General features: G+C 70.5%; 17 protein-coding genes and 1 tRNA gene. 3 read left to right on the forward strand and 15 right to left on the reverse strand.

Features of this window, described 5'->3' with window-relative positions; translation table 11 throughout:
* The first annotated feature begins 320 nt into the window (after positions 1-320).
* The gene (locus tag AC06E6_RS05825) at positions 321-1,460 is read left to right on the forward strand and encodes a dipeptidase (protein ID WP_240211994.1); all 1,140 of its coding nucleotides are present in this window, start codon (positions 321-323) and stop codon (positions 1,458-1,460) included.
* A 13-nt stretch (positions 1,461-1,473) separates the two neighbouring features.
* Here the strand turns inward: AC06E6_RS05825 and AC06E6_RS05830 are convergent, their stop codons facing one another.
* The 13 genes from AC06E6_RS05830 to serS form a co-directional block, all read right to left on the reverse strand.
* Entirely contained in the window at positions 1,474-2,889 is a 1,416-nt protein-coding gene (locus tag AC06E6_RS05830; RefSeq protein ID WP_054666361.1) for a replicative DNA helicase, read from the reverse strand.
* A gap of 216 nt (positions 2,890-3,105) precedes the next feature.
* Positions 3,106-3,663: an NADPH-dependent FMN reductase gene (locus AC06E6_RS05835; RefSeq protein ID WP_104939002.1), complete on the reverse strand. Its 558-nt coding sequence runs from the start codon at positions 3,661-3,663 to the stop codon at positions 3,106-3,108.
* Between the two features lie 73 nt (positions 3,664-3,736).
* A complete protein-coding gene (gene asnB, locus AC06E6_RS05840) occupies positions 3,737-5,680 on the reverse strand; it encodes an asparagine synthase (glutamine-hydrolyzing) (protein ID WP_240211992.1) in 1,944 nt (647 codons plus the stop codon).
* A gap of 8 nt (positions 5,681-5,688) precedes the next feature.
* Positions 5,689-7,965 carry a thiamine pyrophosphate-dependent enzyme gene (locus tag AC06E6_RS05845; protein WP_240211991.1) on the reverse strand — a complete coding sequence of 759 codons (2,277 nt, stop codon included), beginning with the start codon at positions 7,963-7,965 and terminating at the stop codon, positions 5,689-5,691.
* 43 nt (positions 7,966-8,008) lie between these two features.
* Positions 8,009-8,668 carry a glutathione S-transferase family protein gene (locus AC06E6_RS05850; RefSeq protein ID WP_202626338.1) on the reverse strand — a complete coding sequence of 220 codons (660 nt, stop codon included), beginning with the start codon at positions 8,666-8,668 and terminating at the stop codon, positions 8,009-8,011.
* A gap of 216 nt (positions 8,669-8,884) precedes the next feature.
* Entirely contained in the window at positions 8,885-9,421 is a 537-nt protein-coding gene (locus tag AC06E6_RS05855) for a GNAT family N-acetyltransferase (protein WP_478060579.1), read from the reverse strand.
* 48 nt (positions 9,422-9,469) lie between these two features.
* Positions 9,470-10,324, reverse strand: coding sequence for an EcsC family protein (locus AC06E6_RS05860; RefSeq protein WP_240211989.1), 855 nt, complete (start codon positions 10,322-10,324; stop codon positions 9,470-9,472).
* Positions 10,325-10,327: 3 nt separating this feature from the next.
* Complete coding sequence (orn, locus tag AC06E6_RS05865; RefSeq protein ID WP_104939007.1) at positions 10,328-10,912, reverse strand: oligoribonuclease; 585 nt, start codon at positions 10,910-10,912, stop codon at positions 10,328-10,330.
* A gap of 97 nt (positions 10,913-11,009) precedes the next feature.
* On the reverse strand, positions 11,010-11,522 hold the full coding sequence (tadA, locus tag AC06E6_RS05870; RefSeq protein WP_240211988.1) for a tRNA adenosine(34) deaminase TadA: 513 nt from the start codon (positions 11,520-11,522) through the stop codon (positions 11,010-11,012).
* Complete coding sequence (locus AC06E6_RS05875) at positions 11,519-11,983, reverse strand: acetyltransferase (RefSeq protein WP_240211987.1); 465 nt, start codon at positions 11,981-11,983, stop codon at positions 11,519-11,521. Before AC06E6_RS05875 ends, tadA begins: the two co-directional genes overlap by 4 nt.
* Positions 11,984-12,046: 63 nt before the next feature.
* Positions 12,047-12,136 (reverse strand) — tRNA-Ser (locus AC06E6_RS05880).
* Positions 12,137-12,205: 69 nt separating this feature from the next.
* On the reverse strand, positions 12,206-13,198 hold the full coding sequence (locus AC06E6_RS05885; protein WP_161613668.1) for a LysR family transcriptional regulator: 993 nt from the start codon (positions 13,196-13,198) through the stop codon (positions 12,206-12,208).
* A gap of 173 nt (positions 13,199-13,371) precedes the next feature.
* Entirely contained in the window at positions 13,372-14,652 is a 1,281-nt protein-coding gene (gene serS, locus AC06E6_RS05890; RefSeq protein WP_104939011.1) for a serine--tRNA ligase, read from the reverse strand.
* 130 nt (positions 14,653-14,782) lie between these two features.
* On the opposite strand from serS, the gene AC06E6_RS05895 reads away from it, so the two are divergent.
* Complete coding sequence (locus AC06E6_RS05895) at positions 14,783-15,433, forward strand: energy transducer TonB (protein ID WP_240211986.1); 651 nt, start codon at positions 14,783-14,785, stop codon at positions 15,431-15,433.
* 130 nt (positions 15,434-15,563) lie between these two features.
* Positions 15,564-16,118 carry an energy transducer TonB gene (locus AC06E6_RS05900; protein ID WP_478060581.1) on the forward strand — a complete coding sequence of 185 codons (555 nt, stop codon included), beginning with the start codon at positions 15,564-15,566 and terminating at the stop codon, positions 16,116-16,118.
* A gap of 69 nt (positions 16,119-16,187) precedes the next feature.
* On the opposite strand, the gene aroA is transcribed toward AC06E6_RS05900, so the two are convergent.
* Together aroA and pheA are read right to left on the reverse strand one after the other, a co-directional pair.
* On the reverse strand, positions 16,188-17,498 hold the full coding sequence (gene aroA, locus AC06E6_RS05905) for a 3-phosphoshikimate 1-carboxyvinyltransferase (RefSeq protein ID WP_240211984.1): 1,311 nt from the start codon (positions 17,496-17,498) through the stop codon (positions 16,188-16,190).
* Between the two features lie 142 nt (positions 17,499-17,640).
* Positions 17,641-18,789 carry a prephenate dehydratase gene (pheA, locus tag AC06E6_RS05910; RefSeq protein ID WP_161614095.1) on the reverse strand — a complete coding sequence of 383 codons (1,149 nt, stop codon included), beginning with the start codon at positions 18,787-18,789 and terminating at the stop codon, positions 17,641-17,643.
* Positions 18,790-18,799: the final 10 nt, after the last annotated feature.

Consider the following 18,799-nt stretch of genomic DNA (forward strand, 5'->3'; position numbering starts at 1 on the left):
GCCTGTCGCCACACGTACTTCGCCCACCGGCAGCGAAGAAGGTGACGTAAGCGCCTGCTGCAACCTGAAGGCCCTGCCCCGCTCCGCGCAACGCGCGGTGTAGTCGTCCGTACCGCGCGGCAGTGCCCAGCACAGGCCTCCCGCACTCGCCAGCAGGGGCAGCCTGCTGCAACCCGGAAGACCGGCGGCAACGACGGCGAGACTGGCATCGCGTGGAGCGCACAGGCGTCCCGGCCGGTGCCACGCGCGGACCCCGGGTTTGTGCCGGGCGTATCCATTGGGCCATGATCGCCGTCTGTCATCGCCACGAAGGGAGTTCGATGGGTATCGATGCATCGCGTCGTCGCGTGCTGGGCTGGGGCGGCGGTCTGCTGGCGGGGCTGGCCATGCCGGCCGCCGCGACGAACGGGACAGCGCCCGCCGCCATTGCCTCGGCCGACAGCAGCGCGCTGTATGCCCGCGCCCTGGTCCTGGATGCCAATGTGCTGGCGTCGATCGGCGCGCTGCTGGATGACGATGCGCAGGCGCTGCACCTGCGTCAGATACGCGACTCGGGCATCAGCGCGATCAAGACCACGCTCGGCGGCGCGGCCGGGTCATTCGAGGAAACCGTCGCCGACATCGCCCGCGCGCAGCAACTGGTCGAATCGGTGCCGGAGATGTTCCTCAAGGTCGTCCACCACGCCGACCTGGCGCGCGCCAAGCGCGAAGGCCGGGTGGCGCTGATCTTCTCGTTCGAGGCCGCCACCATGCTCGAGGACAGGCTCGAGCGCATCGACCTGTTCCGCGGGCTCGGGGTACGGGTCATGCAGTTGTCCTACAACCACGCCTCGCCGTTCGGCGGCGGTTGCCTGGACGCCGCGCCCAGTGGCCTGAGCCCGCTCGGGCGCGAAGCCGTGGCCCGCATGAACGACTGCGGCGTGGCGTTGGACCTCAGCCACTCCAGCGCCCTGGCCACGCGCGAAGGCATCGAGGCCAGCCGCACGCCACCGCTGATCACCCACGCCGGCTGCAGCGCGGTGTTCGAGCATCCGCGCAACAAGCGCGATACCGAGTTGCGGGCGATGGCCGACAAGGGCGGCGTGGTCGGCATCTACATGCTGCCGTTCCTCACCGAAGACAGCCGCCAGCCGCTGCTGGCCGACTACATCGCGCACCTCGAGCACGCGCTGCGCGTGTGTGGCGAGGATCACGTCGGGATCGGCAGCGACGCGCTGTTCTTCCCGGTGGACGCGCAGGACATCCGCGACATGGACCGGCAGATGCGCGAACGCCGGCTGGCCGGCACCGGTGCGCCGGGCGAGAACCGCACGCCCTACCTGCCCGACGCCAACAGCCCGCGCCGGCTGGCGCAGGTGGCCGATGCGCTGCTGCGCCGCGGGCACCCGCCGCGCGTGGTGGACAAAGTCCTGGGCGCCAACTTCGCCCGCGCCTTCGGCGATATCTGGGGCAACGGATGAGATCGCCGGCGCGTTACTCGAACGCGCCGACGCTGTCGTGGCTGAGGTTGTCGAAGCGGGTGTATTCGCCGAAGAACTTCAGCTTGCACGATCCGGTGGGGCCACCACGGTGCTTGCCGATGATGATCTCGGCCAGGCCCTTGTCCGGCGAGTTTTCCTTGTTGTAGTACTCGTCGCGGTAGATGAACACGATCATGTCCGCGTCCTGCTCGATGGCGCCCGATTCGCGCAGGTCGGCCATCACCGGGCGCTTGTCGGTACGCGTTTCCAGCGATCGGTTGAGCTGGGACAGCGCGATCACCGGCACGTTCAGTTCCTTGGCCAGACCCTTGAGCGAACGCGAGATCTCCGAGATCTCGGTGGCGCGGTTCTCGCTGTTGCCGGGCACGCTCATCAGCTGCAGGTAGTCGATCACCACCAGCCCCAGGTCGTGCTCGCGCTTGAGCCGGCGGCACTTGGAGCGCAGCACTTCCGGCGACACGCCCGGGGTGTCGTCGATGAAGATCTTGGTTTCCTTGAGCATGCGGATGGCGCTGGTGACGCGGCTCCAGTCCTCGTCCTCGAGCTGGCCGGTGCGCAGTCGCGTGGCGTTGATGCGGCCGTTGGAGGAAATCAGGCGCATGGCCAGCTGCGAGGCCGACATTTCCATGGAGAACACCGCCACGCCCTTCTTCGACTTGATCGCCGCGTACTCGGCGATGTTCAGCGCGAAGGTGGTCTTGCCCATCGCCGGGCGCGCGGCCAGGATGATCAGGTCGGTCGGCTGCAGGCCGGCGGTCATCGCATCGAATTCGTTGTAACCGGTTGGCAGGCCGGTGATGTTGCCGCCGTTCTCGAAGCGGTTGCGCAGTTCCTCGAACGCATCCTTCAACGCGCCGGGCATGGCCACGAAGTCGGTGCGACCGCGTGCGCCCTGCTCGGCAATGGCGAACACCGATTTTTCCGCCGACGCCAGCAGTTCGGTGCTGTCGCGGCCCTCGGGCTGGAAGCCGTCGTTGACGATGTCGGTGCCGACCTGGATCAGCTGCCGCAGCACCGCCTTGTCGCGCACGATCTCGGCGTAGGCGCCGATGTTGGCGGCCGACGGCGTGGTGCTGGCCAGTTCGATCAGGTAGGCGCCGTCGCCGACCTGCTCCAGCTTGCCCTGCGATTCGAACCACTCGCCCAGCGTCACCGCATCGAACGGCCGGTCGCGCTCGGACAGCTCGCGGATGGCGCGGTAGATCAGCTGGTGGTCGCGGCGGTAGAAGTCCTTTTCGGTCAATGCCTCGTTGACCCGGTCGAAGGCCTCCGGCGCCAGCATCAGGCCGCCGAGCACCGCCTGTTCGGCCTCGACCGAATGCGGGGGCACGCGCAGGGTGTCGATGCGCTGTTCGCCGCGCTCTGCGCGGTCGTTGCGGTCGGAACGGAAGCCAGGACGGGCAGACATGAAAAACCTTCGTGCAGCGGGAAAACGACCCGGCCATGGTAGGCCGATGCAGGCCGGCAATGTGGGGATAAGTCCGTGGACAAGCTGTCGGCAGCCCGTGGATGTGGCCACCGGCCCCGCTTCACAAGGGCCTGCGACGCCACCGGCACGCAAACCCCGGCAGCGTCGCCGGTGCCGGGGTCAGCATTATCGCCCGATCGGGCCGCGCCGGCGCGTTCAGTGCCGGGCGTGGATCCGGATCCAGTCCAGGAAGCGGTCGACATACGCCTGCAGGAAGCGGCGGGTGCCGTCGTTGGTCACGCTGCCATCGGCCTCGATCAGCCCTTCCTTGTACTGCAGGAAGGCCTCGGGCTGGGCCATCACCGACAGGTTGACGAACACCAGCACGTTGCGCAGGTGCTGCTGGGCCATCGCGGTGCCGGCCGCGCCGGGCGAGGTTCCGATCACCGCCGCCGGCTTGCCGTCGAAGGCGCTGTCGCCGTACGGCCGCGAGGCGGTATCGATGGCGTTCTTGAGCACCCCGGGAATGGAGCGGTTGTACTCGGCGGTGACGAACAGCAGCGCATCGGCCTGGCGGATCGCGGCTTTCAGGCGCGTGCCCTGCGCCGGGAAGTCGCCGTCATGGTCCTGGTTGTAGAGCGGGATGTCGTCGATGCGCAGGTAGTCGAACCGCGCGCGATCGCCGGCCAGCTTCTCCAGGGCCAGCGCCAGGCGGCGGTTGTGGGACTCCTTGCGCAGGCTGCCGACAAGTACGGCGATGCGGTACGGTTGCATGGCGACCTCGCTGCGGTAAGGGAAGGCCAGCCTAGCCGGCCGCACCTTGTTGGCCGGTGAAGGCCGGCCGCGGTCAGCCCGCCCGCGCCTGCGCCCGCTGCGCCTGCCAGTGCGCCTGCCAGGCCTGGAACATCAGCACGTTCCACAGGTGGGTGTGCCACTTGCGCTCGCCCTGGCGGAAGCGCTGCCACAGCGTGGAGATGACGGCTTCCTCGAACACCCCGTCCTGGCGCAGCCGTCGCGGATCGAGCAGGTCGCCGGCCCAGCCCTGCAGCTCGCCGCGCAGCCACTGCGTCACCGGCGCGCCGAAGCCGCGCTTGCCGCGGAACACCATCGCGTCGGGCAGGTAGCGCCGCAGCACCTGCTTGGGCAGGTACTTGCTGGTGCCGTCGCGCAGCTTCATGGCCAGCGGCAGCGACCAGGCGAATTCGGCCACCTGCCAGTCCAGCAGCGGCGCGCGTGCCTCCAGGCTGGCCGCCATGCTGGTGCGGTCCACCTTGCACAGCAGGTCGTCGGCCAGATAGGTGGTGAAATCGGCCAGCATCATCGCGTCGGCCGCCGTGCCCTGCCCCTGCAGCGGGTCGGGCAGGCTGTAGAACGTGGCCGGCTCGCGTGCGCCACGCACCACCGCGGCGGGGTCGCGCCAGCGCGAGATGCGGTTGCGGTAGACATCGCCGATGCCGCTGGCGCCGGCCTCGGCCAGCAGCGCGGGCAGCCCGCCGGCGCGCGAATCCTCGCCCTGTGCCCGGGCACGACGGCCCAGCCAGCGGCGCAGCGGCGCCGGCACGCGCTGCAGCGCGCGCCAGTTGCGCAGCGCGCGCTGGTAGCGGGTGTAGCCGAAGAACAGTTCGTCGCCGCCATCGCCGGACAGCGCCACGGTGACCCCGCGCCGCGCCAGCCGCGCCACCAGCGCGGTCGGCACCTGCGAAGCATCGGCGAACGGCTCGTCGAACATCACCGGCAGCTCCGGCACCACCGCCAGCGCATCGGCACCGCTGACGTACAGCTCGGTGTGGTCGCAGCCCAGGTGGGCGGCGACCTCCCTGGCCAGCGGCGCCTCGTCGTGGTCGGAGTCCTCGAAGCCGATGCTGAAACTGTGCACCGGGGCCATGCTCTGCGCCTGCATCAGCGCCGTGACCAGGGCCGAATCGGTGCCGCCGGACAGGAACACGCCCACCGGCACGTCGGCCACCATGCGCAGCGCCACGGCCTGGCGCAGCCGCGCGTCGAGCGCGTCGGTGGCCTCGGCCGCGCTGCCGGCGAACGGCGTGGCCAGGCAGGCGGCCATGCGCGAGGGCGCGTCCCAGTACGCCACCTGCGCCTGCGCCGGCCGGTGCGCGGCGGCACCGGCGGCCACCGCGGCCGCGTCCAGGTGCAGCACCCGGCCCGGCATCAGCTTGAACGCACGCTCGTGGATGCAGTGCGGCGCCGGGATGTAGTCCAGCCGCAGCAGCAGGGTCAGCGCGTCGCGGTCGATGCCGTTGTCGAACGCCGGGTGCCGCCACAGCGCCTTCAGTTCGGAACCGAACACCAGCGTGTCGCCGGCCCAGCCGTAGTACAGCGGCTTCTTGCCGACCCGGTCGCGGGCCAGCGACAGGCGTTGTTCGCGCCGGTCCCACAGCGCGATCGCGAACATGCCGTTGCAGCGCCGCAGCGTCGCCTCCAGCCCCCACTGCACGACCGCGGCCAGCAGCACCTCGGTATCGGAATGACCGTGGAAAGCATGGCCGAGCGGTTCCAGCTCGGCACGCAGCGTGGCGAAGTTGTAGATCTCGCCGTTGTAGGCCAGCCAGTAGCGGCCGTCGCTGGACGCCATCGGCTGGTGGCCCAGCGGCGACAGGTCGAGGATGCTCAGCCGCCGGTGCGCCAGCGCCACGCCGGCGCCGGCATCGGCCCAGACGCCGCGGTCATCGGGACCGCGATGGGCCAGCGCATCGCCCATCGCGCCGGCCAGCGCCGCCAACTCCGCTTCCTGCAACCGCGCCTGCGATTGCAGTATTCCCGCCAGTCCACACATATAGATCGTTATCCACGCGCCAGCTCGGCTGCGGCGCTCACCACGTCATTGTCGCCCGGAAGCACCAGCAGTGCGGCGCCGGCCAGCGGCGTGTAGGTGTCGGCGCCGGTCACCCGGCGCAGCGGCACGCCGCCGAAGCCGGCCTCGACCAGCGCGGTGATCACCCCCTCACCCACGCCGGCGCTGTGCCGGCCCTCGTCCAGCACGATGATCCGCCGGGCGCCGCTGGCCTGCTCGGCGATGTAGGCGGCGTTGAGCGGCACCAGCCAGCGCAGGTCCACCACCCGCACCTTCCAGCCCTGCGCCGCCTCGATGGCACGCGCCGCGCGCAGCGCCATCGGCACGCCGTTGCCGTAGGTGAACACCACCAGGTCGTCGTTGCCCTCGCCGTAGACACGGCCCTGGCCCAGCTCCAGCGCCTGCTCCGGCGCCGGGTACGGGAACAGCCACTGGCCGTCGCCGGCCTCGTACAGGTCCTTGGTCATGTACAGCGCGATCGGCTCGAGGAACACGCACACCCGCCCGTCCACCCTGGACAGCGCCGCCAGCGTGCGCAGCATCATCGCCGCATCGTCGCCACGCGACGGGCAGCCGACCACCAGCCCGGGGATGTCGCGGATGGCGGTGATCGAATTGTCGTTGTGGAAATGGCCGCCGAAGCCCTTCTGGTAGCCCAGCCCGGCGATGCGGATCAGCATCGGGTTGCGGTACTGGTCGTTGGAGAAGAACTGCAGCGAGCAGGCTTCGCCACGCACCTGGTCGATGGCGTTGTGCAGGTAGGCCAGGTACTGGATCTCCGGCACCGGCAGCATGCCCATGTTGGCGAAGCCCTGGGCCATGCCCAGGATCATGGTCTCGTCGAGCAGGGTATTGAACACCCGGCGCGGGCCGAACGCCTTGTGCAGGCCCTTGGTCACCGTGTAGACGCCGCCCTTCTGCGCCACGTCCTCGCCGAACAGCAGGGTGTCCGGGTACTTGCAGAACAGGTCGTGCAGGGCCTGGTTGATCTGGATGGCAAGGTGCCGCGGCGGCAGGTTCTCGGGCAGCGACGCCTCGCTGCCGAACACCTGCAGGCGGCGCTGCGCGTAGTCGGCGCGGGTCGCCTCGGCGCGCACCTGCTCCGGGGTGTACGGCGCCAGCGGCGCCATGACGTCCTTGAGCGAGGTCAGCCGCGGGCGCTGGTCAGCCTCCTCGGCGGCGGCGAAACAGCGCGCGCGGGTGCGCTCGTACAACGCCAGCACCTCATCGGCACTCATCACCCCGGACTCGACCGCGATCTGCGCCGAGCGCAGCAGCGGGTCGCCCGCCTCCACCGCGCACAGTTCCTCCAGCGCGCGCCATTCGATCTCGAAGTCGGTGCCGGCGTGGCCCATGATGCGGGTGGTGCGCAGGTGCAGGAAGGTCGGCCGGCGGGTGCGCCGGCAATGCTCCACCGCGCGCTGCACGTCGGCGTAGCCGGCGGCCAGGTCCAGGCCGTCGGCGTAGAAGTAATCCAGGTCCGGGCGGTTGCGGAAGCTCTCGGCGATCCAGCCCCCGGGGGTCTTCACCGAGATGCCGATGCCATTGTCCTCGCACACGTACAGCACCGGCGCCGGCAGCTTCTGGTAGGCGGTCCACGACGCGGCGTTGAAGGCGGTCTGGGCGGTGGCATGGTTGGCCGAGGCGTCGCCGAAGGAACAGATGGCGATGCTGTCGCCCGGCACCGGCAGCTCCACCCCGAGCCGCTTGCCGGCCTCGATCGCCAGCGCCGTGCCCAGCGCCTTGGGCAGGTGCGAGGCGATGGTCGAGGTCTGCGGCAGCACCCACAACGGCTTGCTGCCCCACACCTTGTGGCGGCCGCCGCTGGCCGGGTCCTCGGCGCTGGCGGCGAAGCTCAGCGCCGAGTCCATGATCGGGTCCATGCCCGGCAGCTTGCGGAAGCGCTCGGCCATGAAGCCGCCGGAACGGTAGTGCAGGAACGCCGGGTCGGTGTGGCGAGTGGCGCGCGCCACCATGGCGTTGCCCTCGTGCCCGGACGAGCCGATGGTGTAGAAGACCTTGTTCTGCACGCGCAGCACGCGCGCCATCAGGTCCAGGTGGCGGCTCACCAGCTGCGATTCGAACAGTTCGCGGAATCCGCGCGCGTCCAGCGCGCTGCCCGGCAGCACCGGCGCCCCGTCCTGCGGCGCGCCGGCCGGCCCCTGCCCCAGCCCCTTCACGAATTCGATGAAATTGGTATCGCAGATCTCGGCGCGGTTCAGGCCCTTCATGCGGGCCGGAATGGGGTTGGGTACACGGGCGAACATCAGGCAGGACTCCACGGTGCAGACGGGTTGGGGAAAGGAAGGATCAGGGTGACGCGGCGAAGTTGCGCAGCACCTCCGGCGAGGGATCGGGCATGGCCACGAAGCCGGGCCGGGCGCGCAGCGCCTGCAACCAGCGGCCGATGGCCGGATAGGAGGACAGTTCGATGCCGCCGTCGGCGGCGACCGCGGTATAGGCGAACAGCGCGATATCGGCGATGCCGTAGTCCGGCCCGGTGAACCAGGCGTGGCCGGCCAGGTGCTGCTCCATCACCGCCAGCGCCGCATGGCCGCGCTCGCGCAGCCGTGGCAGCTCCTGCCGCCGCGGCGAATCCGGTGGCGTCCAGCCCCGGATGAAACGCGCCACCGCGATGTACGGCTCATGGCTGTACTGCTCGAAGAACATCCACGAAAGCGCCTGCGCGCGCTGCCAGCCATCGGCCGGCAGGAACGGCGTGCCTTCGGCCAGCCAGAACAGGATGGCATTGGACTCGGTGAGCACGCGCCCGTCGCCGCGCTCCAGCAGCGGCACCTTGCCGTTCGGATTCAGCGCCAGGAAAGCGGCCGTGCGGGTCTGGCCGGCGGCACTGTCCACCTCGACCCAGCGATGGCGCGTGCCCAGCTGCGCCAGCAACAAACGGACCTTGTGGCAATTGCCCGAGGTGGACATGCCATACACCGTCAACGCAGCACCTGGATTGCTCAACGACACGATTCCCCACACCGCCGACTGGCAGGCGATCCTGCCATCTGACCGGAATCGGGGGCGGTTGGTAAAGCTGCGACCGCAGCAAAATCCACGCGCGGTCCAGGACCGCACCGCGGCGGCGCCGCCCTTCGCCGCAGGCTGCGCATGCGCCGGGCGGCCGCCGCGCATGCCGGACCCGCGGCCGGCCACGATGGATACATCGGCAACGATGCGTCAGCGGTGGGCTTTCCAGGCCTCCCGCGGCTGTCCCCACACCTCGACGTCGACCTCGTGCGGCGGTGGCAGGCGGGCATGCCGCAGCACCCGCGCGCCCAGCTTGCGCGCCACCGCCTGCGAATTGCTGTTGTCCGGCGCGATGGTGTGGATCACCTGGTCCCAGCCCAGCACGTCGAACGCCCAGTCGATGGCCGCGCGCGCGGCCTCCGGCGCGTAGCCACGGCCCCACCGGTCCGGCACGATGCTCCAGCCCACCTCCGGTCCCGGCCAGCCGTGCGGCTGCCACGGGCCGGCGCGTCCGACCCAACGCCCACTGTCCTTCTCGATCACCGAGAACATCGAATAGCCGAGCAGATGCCAGCTGCCGGCCATGGTAGCCAGGCTGCGCCACGCCACCGACGGCGCCTGCACGCCGCCCAGGTGCTGCATCGGCAGCGGGTCGGCGCAGAACGCGGCGAACGCGTCGAAATCCTCCGCGCACGGTGGCCGCAGCAGCAGCCGCTCGGTTTCCAGGCGCAGGTCGAAAATGCTCATCGCGGGCTCTCAATGTATCCGGCAGGCCACGCTACCACCGCGTGGCGCTCAGGCGGTCATGCGCCCGCTGACCGCGCCGTAGGCCAGGCGCACGGTCTCGAAGCCGTACTTGCGTTCCAGCCGGCGGACAATGAAATGGCCCCGCGCCATGTCCTGGTAGTAGCCGGTGAACAGGGTGTTCAAGGTGGCGCCGGCGACCGCGCCGAGCACCGGCACCGCCTGCGCGGCGAACTTCTCCGACACCACCACGCCGAAGCGGGCGGCGACCTTTTCCACGATCCGGGCCAGCCATTTGCCGGCTTCCTTCGGCCCCAGCCCCAGCAGCAGGCCGTGGCTGCCGCTGAGCGTGGTCCCGGCCAGCTCGGCCGACAGGTGCCGCATCAGCTCGGTGGTGAAGCCGCGTGCCAGGTAATAGCCGGTTTCGCTGGCGTCGTCACCGCCCGAATTGCCGCCCAGCGCGAATACCTCCAGGCACGCCTGGCGGGTGCCGAAGTCCTCCAGGTCGAAGCCCTCGCTGCGGGCGATGTCGGCCACCGCGCGCATGATGATGGTGGTCGACAGCGGCAGCTCGATCGCCAGTGCCGGCAGCCCGCCGGCACCGCCCAGCGCACCGGACGCGGCCGCCGCCAGCTTGTGCAGGCGCGGCGACGCCGGCTTGCCGGGCCGGGTGCGGTCCATGCTCCACAGCGCCGCCTGCGCGGCCTTGTGCAGCGCGGCCTCGGCCGCGCCCTGGATGCGCCTGGATACGCCCGCCGGCAGCCGGCGCACGGCGAACTCCAGCGGCGAGCCGACCAGGTTGGCCATGCGTGCACTGAGCGTCGGCGCTTCCAGCAGCGCCACCGCACGTCGCAGGTCGGCCATGTCCTGCGGGCTGTCGGCCAGGGTCGGCGCCAGTTCGCCCATCGCTCAGGCCGGTTCCGCCACGCCCGGCAGCCCGGCCAGCGCACCCATGTACTGGCGGTAGTGGCGCAGTTCGGCGATCGAATCGTGCACGTCGCTCAGCGCGGTGTGGCTGGAATTCTTGCCCACCCCGGCGGCGATGGCCGGCGCCCAGCGCCGGGCCAGTTCCTTGACCGTGGACACGTCCAGGTTGCGGTAATGGAAATAGCGCTCCAGGCGCGGCATCTGCCGGTGCAGGAAGCGGCGGTCCTGGCAGATGGAATTGCCGCACATCGGCGAGGCGCCGGCCTTGATCCAGTCCTGCAGGAAGGCGATGGTCCGCGCCTCGGCCTGGCCCAGGCTGACGTCGCTGTCGAGCACGCGCTGCCACAGGCCGGAACGGCGGTGCTGGTTGCGGTTCCATTCGTCCATCGCCTCCAGCGTCGCCAGCGGGTGGGCGATGGCGAACTCGGGGCCTTCGGCCAGCACGTTGAGCTGGGCATCGGTGACCACGGTGGCGATCTCGATGATCGAATCGTTGTCCGTGTCCAGCCCGGTCATCTCCAGATCGATCCAGATCAACCGGTCGTTGCCTGTGCTGTTGTCCGTCATGTGGCGCCTCGTGCAGGGGGCCGGCGGCGACGCCGGCCGTGTTGTCGGGCGCCCATGATACGCCGCGGGTTCACCGGGCCGGACGCCGGCCGGCCGCTCAGCTGCCCTCGCCGGGCAGCAGCGGCCGGCCACGCTTGGCACGGAAATAGTTGGTCAGGCGCAGGCTCGCCTCGCGCGCCAGCACGCCGCCGGCCACCTGCACGCGGTGGTTGTGGCGCGGGTCGCCCAGCAGGTCGAACACACTGCCGCAGGCGCCTGTCTTCGGATCGGTGGCGGCATACACCACCCGCGCCACCCGCGCGTGCACCAGTGCCATCGCGCACATCGCGCACGGCTCCAGCGTCACGTACAGGGTGCAGCCGACCAGCCGGTGATTGCGCAGCCGTGCGCCGGCCTCGCGCATGGCCACGATCTCGGCATGCGCGCTGGGATCGTGGCGGGCGATGTTGAGGTTCCAGCCCTCGCCCAGCAGCTGCCCGTCGGCGCCGACCAGCACCGCGCCCACCGGGATTTCGTCGAACTCGCGCTGCGCGCGTTCGGCCAGCGCCAGCGCATGCCGCATCCAGCGTTCGTCGGCCTGCGGATCGGGGCCGGTGGCGGCAGCGTTCATGCTGCCGCGTCCGCTGCGGTGGGCGCACCGGCGTGGCGCAGGTGCACCAGCGGATATGCGCGCCCCTGCCCATCCAGCGGCGAGCGCCCGGTCTCGACGAAACCCAGGCGCGTGTAGAACGCCAGCGCCTGCGGGTTCTGCGCGTTGACGTCGGTACACAGGTGCGGGTGTTCGCGCAGCGCCTGCTCCACCAGCCGGCGTCCCAGCCCGCGGCCGTGCTGCGCCGGATCCACGAACAGCGCCTCCAGCTGGCCGTCCACGACCCACATGAAGGCCTGCGGCACATCGTCGGCGTCCACCGCCAGCCGCAGCGGCGCCGCGGGCAGCAATGCACTGACCTCGGCATCGAGGGCCTGGCGGTCGGCGGGGGCAAGGAAGTGATGCGTGGCATCGACGGCGCGACGCCAGATGTCGATGACCCGGGCGCCGTCTTGCGGGCGCGATGGACGCAGTGTCGGCATGGTTCGCAAGTCCGGAAAGAGCCGGCGACGGGGCCGGGGCCACATGCGCCCGGGCCGTCGGAATGGCGGGCAGAGTGGGATTCGAACCCACGGAAGGTTTGACCCTTCGCCGGTTTTCAAGACCGGTGCCTTAAACCGCTCGGCCATCTGCCCGTGACTGTCGTGCCGATGCCTGCGCACCGGCCAGAGGCGCGCATTCTCGCACGCCGCCGGGGATTGTGCTCAACCGGCCTCGATCGCCAGCGCGCCCATGGTCGAGGCGCGGATCTTTTCCTTGGCGCGTTCGCAGGCGCCGCCGCAGTCCAGGCGCGAGGCCTCCAGCTGCGGCGGCAGGTGTTCGGCGAGGAAGTCGATGAACACCCGCACCGCCGGCAACAGCCCGCGGCGCGAGGCGAACACCGCATGGCAGATGCCCTGCGGCAGCGACCAGTCCGGCAGCACCACTTCCAGTTCGCCGTTGCGCACCGCTTCGGCGCAGACCGTTTCCGGCAGCATGGTGATGCCGAAGCCGTCCTTGACCATGCTCTGCAGCAGCGGGAAATCGAAACCGGCCACGCGCGGCTGCAGGTCCACGCGGCTGACCACGCCACCCGGGCCGTGCAGTTCCCAGCGCTGGCGCGCCTCGTCCTCGCTGATGCTCAGGGTGACGTGCTGGGCCAGGTCGTCGGGCGTCTTGGGGCGGCCGGCGCGGTCCAGGTATTTCGGGCTGGCCACCAGCAGCTCCTGCACCTGGCCGAAGCTTCGCATCACCAGGCTGCCGTCGTCGTCCAGCCGCGAGCGTACCCGCAGCGCCACGTCGTAGCCCTCGTTGATGATGTCCACGCGGCGGTTGCTGATGTTCAGCTGCAGCCGCACCTTGGGGTACTGCTCCAGGAACTTCGGCAGCAGCTTGGGCAACTGCATCTGCGCCAGCGACACCGGCACGCTGGCACGCACCAGCCCGCGCGGCTCGGCACTGAGCCGGTCCACCACTTCGCGCGCGGCCTGCGCCTCGGCCAGCATGGTCTGCGCATGGCGGTGCACGCTCATGCCGACGTCGGTCACCGCGAAGCGGCGCGTCGAGCGCTGCAGCAGGCGCACGCCCAGGTCGGTTTCCAGCTGGCTGATGCGCCGGCTCAGGCGCGATTTGGGGATGCCCAGCGCACGCTCGGCGGCGGCAAAACCGCCATGGTCCACCACCATCGCGAAGTAGTAGAGGTCGTTGAGGTCCTGCATGGATTGATCCCACAACTGGAACGAATGGCAAGATTCAACCACCTTTGTCCTGATTTTACAAATCAGGCCTCAAACGGTCCTGTATGGGCGACCTTCCCGCCCCCTGCTCGCCCCAAAAACGCAGAGGCCCGCATCGCTGCGGGCCTCCGGGACAACCAGGACGACGGCCAGGTTCAGCCGATCCGCTCCACGCCGCCCATGTACGCGCGCAGCGCCTCGGGCACGGTGATCGAGCCATCCGCGTTCTGGTAGTTCTCCATGACCGCGATCATCGCCCGGCCCACGGCCACGCCGGAGCCGTTGAGGGTATGCACCAGCTCCGGCTTGCCGGTGGCGGGGTTGCGCCAGCGCGCCTGCATGCGCCGCGCCTGGAAATCGCCGCAGTTCGAGCACGAGGAGATCTCGCGATAGGTCTGCTGCGACGGCAGCCACACCTCTAGGTCGTAGGTCTTCACCGCCGAGAAACCCATGTCGCCGGTGCACAGCAGCATCTTGCGGTACGGCAGGCCCAGCTTCTGCAGCACGGCCTCGGCACAGGCGGTCATGCGCTGGTGCTCGGCGTCGCTTTCCTCGGGGCGGCAGACCGAGACCAGCTCGACCTTCTCGAACTGGTGCTGGCGGATCATGCCGCGCACGTCGCGGCCGCCGCTGCCGGCCTCGGAACGGAAGCACAGCGAGTGCGCGGTCATCCGCAGCGGCAGGCGCTCGGCCTCCACGATCTCGTCGCGCACGATGTTGGTCAGCGAGATCTCCGAGGTCGAGATCAGGTAACGCTTCTGCTCACCCAGGTGGGTGATGAACATGTCTTCCTCGAACTTGGGCAGCTGACCGGTGCCGTACAGGCTGTCGGCATTGACGATCACCGGCACGTTGGTTTCCTGGTATTCATGCGCGCCGCTGTGCAGGTCGAGCATGAACTGGGCCAAGGCACGGTGCAGGCGCGCGAGTGGACCGCGCAGCACGGTGAAGCGCGAACCGGACAGCTTGGCCGCGGTCTCGCCGTCGAGCCACTTGTTGCGGGCGCCCAGTTCGACGTGGTCGAGCACCGCGAAATCGAACGTGCGCGGCGTGCCCCAGCGCGACTGCTCGACGTTGTCGTTCTCGTCGGCCCCGGCCGGCACGTCATCGGCCGGCAGGTTCGGGATGCCCATCGAGATCGCCTCGATCCGCGCGCGCAGTTCGTCCAGCTGGACCTCCGAGGCTTTCAGCTCATCGGCGAAGGCAGCCACCTCGGCCATGATCGCCGACACGTCCTCGCCCCTGGCCTTGGCCTGGCCGATCGCCTTGGAGCGGCTGTTGCGCAGGTTCTGCAGTTCCTGGGTACGCACCTGGATGCGCTTGCGGTCGGCCTCCAGGGACTCGATCGCGGCCACGTCGAGTTCGAAGCCGCGCGTGTCGCGCAGGCGTTGCGCCAGTTCGGCGGGCTGCTGTCGGAGAAGGGCGGGATCGAGCATGGGGCGGCACTGTAAACGGATACGGAACGCGATTATCGCCCGAACCGCGCCGCTCTGCCGCGCGCCGCTGCGGTCCTGTGCCAGAATCCGATGGTCACCCTCCCGGTCACGCCCCCCGCACGCGCCGCCCATGCCCGCTTCCCGCTCCGACCATACCCCCGCCTTCGTGTTGCCGCACAACGCCCTGAAGGTCGCCGGCATCGCTTTCTGCGCCGGCCTGCTGCTGTTCGTGGTGGTGTGGTTGAACGCGCGCCGGCACAACGACGCCCACCCGGTCGATCCGACGCAGCCGCAGGCCCAGGCCAATGCGGCCATGCCGTTGCCCGAGCCCTTGCCGGCCGGCACCGGCGCCAGCGACATGCCCGATGCGCGCCCGGAAGCGCCGGCGGAGGACGCGCCGCAGATGGTGGAGACCGCGCCTGCGCCACCGCAGCCGCTGCCCGAGACCCCGCTGGCCACGGCGCCGGCCAACCCGGCCGCGCCGCCCGCCGCCGCCGCGCCGGGCGACCGCCCGGTGCCACTGCCGGGGCAGAGTCCGCCGCCGTCCTATCCGCCGGCGGCGCTGCGCCGTGGCGAAAGCGGCACCGTGGTGGTGCGCGTCGAGGTCGATGCCAGCGGCACCCCGCTGGATGCGCGGATCATCCAGCGCAGTGGCTCGCGCGATCTCGACCGCGCGGCACTGGAGGCCGTGCGCGGTTGGCGCTTCCAGCCGGCGCAGAGCAACGGCCAGCCGATGGCCGGCAGCCTGGAAATTCCCTTCGACTTCCAGCCGGCGCAATAAGCTGAACGGCACCTGCGCCGCACGCTGAACTGTGGCGGACCCGGCGGCGCCGCATTGACGTTCCGCTGACACCTGCGCGGCGCGCATCGGGCCAGACTCCAAGCGCCACTGGACGCAGAAGGAGCCGACCATGAGTGCCACCCATGCCCATGAACTGAACAACGCCACGCAGAGCGGGCAGTCGCCCCGTCACGCGGTGTCGCCCGTCCTGTGGGTTGCCCTGCTGCTGGCGATCCTGCTCGGCGTGTTCGCCCTGGTGCGGCGCCACGCCGAGCCCACGCCGGCACTGCCGCCGGCCACCGAAACCGCGCCCATGGCAGCCGTACCGGCGGACGCGGCGCCGGCCGCGGCAACGCCGCTGGAGGCGCCTGCCGCCGGCGAGCGCAGGCCGGCCATGGCGCGCGACCACCAGGCGCGGCCGCTGGCTGGCAACCCTGCCCCCACCTACCCGCCGGCCGCGCTCCGCGCCGGCATTGAAGGCAGCGTGGTCGCCAGCGTGCAGGTCGACGCCCACGGCAAGGTCACCGATGCCAGCATCGTCGCGCACGATGGCCAGCGCAGCCGCGACCTCGATCGCGCGGTGCTGGACACGCTGCGCGGCTGGCGCTTCGAGCCGGCGGTGCGCGATGGCCGCGCGGTGGCGAGCGTGGTCCGGGTGCCGGTGGATTTCCGCACCGGCCGCTGATCGGCTCCGGTGCCACGGACACGGGCCGGCCGCGCCGCGTGGCCGGCCCGGTACGTCGGTTTACCGCCCTCAGGCGGAGGTCAGCGCGAACCCCGCCTCGCGTGCCAGCCGGTCGTAGCCCGGGAACGAGGTGGCCACGTTGGCGACATCGTTGATCCGTACCTGCCCGCGGCTCAACTGGCCGGCGATGGAGAACGCCATGGCGATGCGATGGTCGCCATGGCTTTCGATGGTGCCGCTGCCGAGCACGCCGGGATGGACGGTGGCGCCGTCGTCGGTTTCGTCGACGCGCAGGCCGAGCGTGCGCAGCCCGGTCGCCATCGCCGCCAGGCGGTCCGATTCCTTCACCCGCAGCTCGGCGGCGCCGCTCACCACGATGGGGCCGTCGGCCGCGGCGGCGGCAATGAACAGCGCGGGGAACTCGTCGATCATGTCCGGCACCAGCGCCTCGGGGATCCGGACACCCTTGAGCGGCGCATGGCGCACGACCAGGTCCGCCACCGGCTCGCCGCCGTGCTCGGCAGGGTTCTCCTCGACGATGTCCGCGCCCATCAGCCGCAGCGCGGCCAGCAGGCCGGTGCGGCGCGGATTGAGCCCCACCGAGCGCAGCCGCACCTGTGAGCCGGGAATGACGCTGGCGGCGACGATGAAGAACGCGGCCGAGGAGAAATCCGCCGGCACCGCGATATCGGTGGCGCGCAGCCGCTGGCCACCGCGCAGGCGTGCCCTGCCGGGTTCGAACTCGATCTCCACGCCGAACGCGCGCAGCATCCGCTCGGTGTAGTCGCGGGTCGGGTGCGGCTCGACCACGCTGGTTTCGCCGCTGGCATACAGGCCGGCCAACAGCAGCGCCGATTTCACCTGCGCGCTGGCCACCGGCAGCGCGTAGTCGATGCCGTGCAGCGGCTGGCCGCCGTGGATGCGCAATGGCGGGGTGCCGTCGTCGCGGGTGTCGATGCGCGCCCCCATCTGCGCCAGCGGGCCGGTGACGCGGCGCATCGGCCGCCGCGACAACGATGCGTCGCCGACCAGCACACTGTCGAACGGCTGCGCCGCCAGCAGCCCGGCCAGCAGGCGCATGCCGGTACCGGCGTTGCCGCAGTCCAGTTCGCCGTCCGGCGCCTTCAGCCCATCGACGCCCACGCCATGGACGATGCGCCGCGACGGCGACGGGGTTTCGAAGCGCACGCCCATGCGCGCGAAGATCGCCGCGGTGGCGCGGGTGTCCTCGCCCTCGAGGAAACCGTCGATGTGCGATACGCCGTCGGCCAGCGCGGCGAACATCACCGCGCGGTGCGACACCGATTTGTCGCCGGGAATGTCGAGCGTGCCCTGCAGGGGCTGGCCTTTGCTTGCGATCCAGTGGGGCTGGGAGGTCATGCGGGTCTCGTTGGTTGTGCGTCTGCCATGCCGGCGCAGGCCGCGCATGGCGTTGTCCATGCCGCCCTGGCCGGCAGCGGCGGTGCCAGGCGGCGGCCGGAAGGGGCGCGGAGTACCGTCCACGCGGCGGAGCGGGGTCAGCTCACGGCACCGCGACCGGATAGGAACCCAGCACCTTGATCTGCGCCGAATGAGCCTCGAGTTCGGCCAGTGCCGCCTGCATCGAGGCGTCCTCGATATGCCCGGCCAGGTCGATGAAGAACGCGTATTCCCACTTGGCCTGGTGCGACGGGCGCGACTCGATCCGGTTCATGCTGATGCCGTGGCGCGCGAACGGGCTGAGCACGTCGAACAGGGCGCCGGGCTTGTCGTGGATGAACACCAGCACCGAGGTGCGGTCGTGGCCCGAGGAAGGGAAGAACCGGCGGCCGATCACCAGGAAGCGCGTGGTGTTGTCCGCGTCGTTCTGGATCGGCTTGGTGACCACCTTCTTCAGCCCGTACACGTGGCCGGCACTCTCGCCGCCGATGGCCGCCGCGTCGTCGGCGTTGCGCGCGCGGCGCGCGCCCTCCGCGTTGCTGGACACCGGCACCTTCTCCGCCGCGGGCAGGTTGGCGCGCAGCCAGGCCGAGGTCTGCATGAACGACTGCGGGTGCGCGTAGACCCGCTCGATGTCCTCCAGCCGGCCGCTGCGCGACATCAGGAACTGCTGCACGCGCAGCTCCACTTCACCGCAGATCTTGAGGCTGGAGGTCAGGAACATGTCCAGGGTGATCTGGATCGTGCCCTGCCCGGAGTTTTCCACCGGCACCACGCCGAAGTCGGCGTTGCCCGCTTCCACTTCCTGGAACACTTCCTCGATGCTGGCCAGCGGCAGGCCCAGCGCCGAGCGCCCGAAATGCTTGAGCACGGCCTGCTGGCTGAAGGTGCCCTCGGGGCCGAGGTAGCCGATCTTCAGTGGTTCCTGCTGCGCCAGGCAGGCGGACATGATCTCGCGGAACACGTGCACCAGCAGCTCGTCCGACAGCGGGCCTTCGTTGCGGTCGACCACCATGCGCAGCACCTGCGCCTCGCGCTCGGGGCGGTAGTAGTCGACGGCGGCGGCGAGCTTGCCCTTGGCCTTGCCGACCTGGTGCGCGAACCGCGCGCGCTCGGCGATCAGCGACTGGATGCTGCGGTCGATCTGGTCGATCTTGGCGCGCACGTCGGCCAGCGCCGGCGGCGCGGCCGCCGCTTCGGCGGCGCGCGCCGGCGGCTTGTCTGCGGGGGTCTTCTTCGGCTTTGCGGCCACGTTGCCTTCC

This window comes from Stenotrophomonas sp. Steno-Z10-HUANG (assembly GCF_056393075.1).

Coding starts and splice junctions, on each gene's coding strand:
- AC06E6_RS05875 (WP_240211987.1), bottom strand. CDS start 11,983: ATGCCGACACTGCGTCCATCGCGCCCGCAAGACGGCGCCCGGGTCATC.
- AC06E6_RS05900 (WP_478060581.1), top strand. CDS start 15,564: ATGAGTGCCACCCATGCCCATGAACTGAACAACGCCACGCAGAGCGGG.
- tadA (WP_240211988.1), bottom strand. CDS start 11,522: ATGAACGCTGCCGCCACCGGCCCCGATCCGCAGGCCGACGAACGCTGG.
- AC06E6_RS05885 (WP_161613668.1), bottom strand. CDS start 13,198: ATGCAGGACCTCAACGACCTCTACTACTTCGCGATGGTGGTGGACCAT.
- AC06E6_RS05845 (WP_240211991.1), bottom strand. CDS start 7,965: ATGTTCGCCCGTGTACCCAACCCCATTCCGGCCCGCATGAAGGGCCTG.
- orn (WP_104939007.1), bottom strand. CDS start 10,912: ATGACGGACAACAGCACAGGCAACGACCGGTTGATCTGGATCGATCTG.
- AC06E6_RS05835 (WP_104939002.1), bottom strand. CDS start 3,663: ATGCAACCGTACCGCATCGCCGTACTTGTCGGCAGCCTGCGCAAGGAG.
- asnB (WP_240211992.1), bottom strand. CDS start 5,680: ATGTGTGGACTGGCGGGAATACTGCAATCGCAGGCGCGGTTGCAGGAA.
- AC06E6_RS05825 (WP_240211994.1), top strand. CDS start 321: ATGGGTATCGATGCATCGCGTCGTCGCGTGCTGGGCTGGGGCGGCGGT.
- AC06E6_RS05860 (WP_240211989.1), bottom strand. CDS start 10,324: ATGGGCGAACTGGCGCCGACCCTGGCCGACAGCCCGCAGGACATGGCC.
- AC06E6_RS05830 (WP_054666361.1), bottom strand. CDS start 2,889: ATGTCTGCCCGTCCTGGCTTCCGTTCCGACCGCAACGACCGCGCAGAG.
- AC06E6_RS05895 (WP_240211986.1), top strand. CDS start 14,783: ATGCCCGCTTCCCGCTCCGACCATACCCCCGCCTTCGTGTTGCCGCAC.
- serS (WP_104939011.1), bottom strand. CDS start 14,652: ATGCTCGATCCCGCCCTTCTCCGACAGCAGCCCGCCGAACTGGCGCAA.
- aroA (WP_240211984.1), bottom strand. CDS start 17,498: ATGACCTCCCAGCCCCACTGGATCGCAAGCAAAGGCCAGCCCCTGCAG.
- AC06E6_RS05855 (WP_478060579.1), bottom strand. CDS start 9,421: ATGAGCATTTTCGACCTGCGCCTGGAAACCGAGCGGCTGCTGCTGCGG.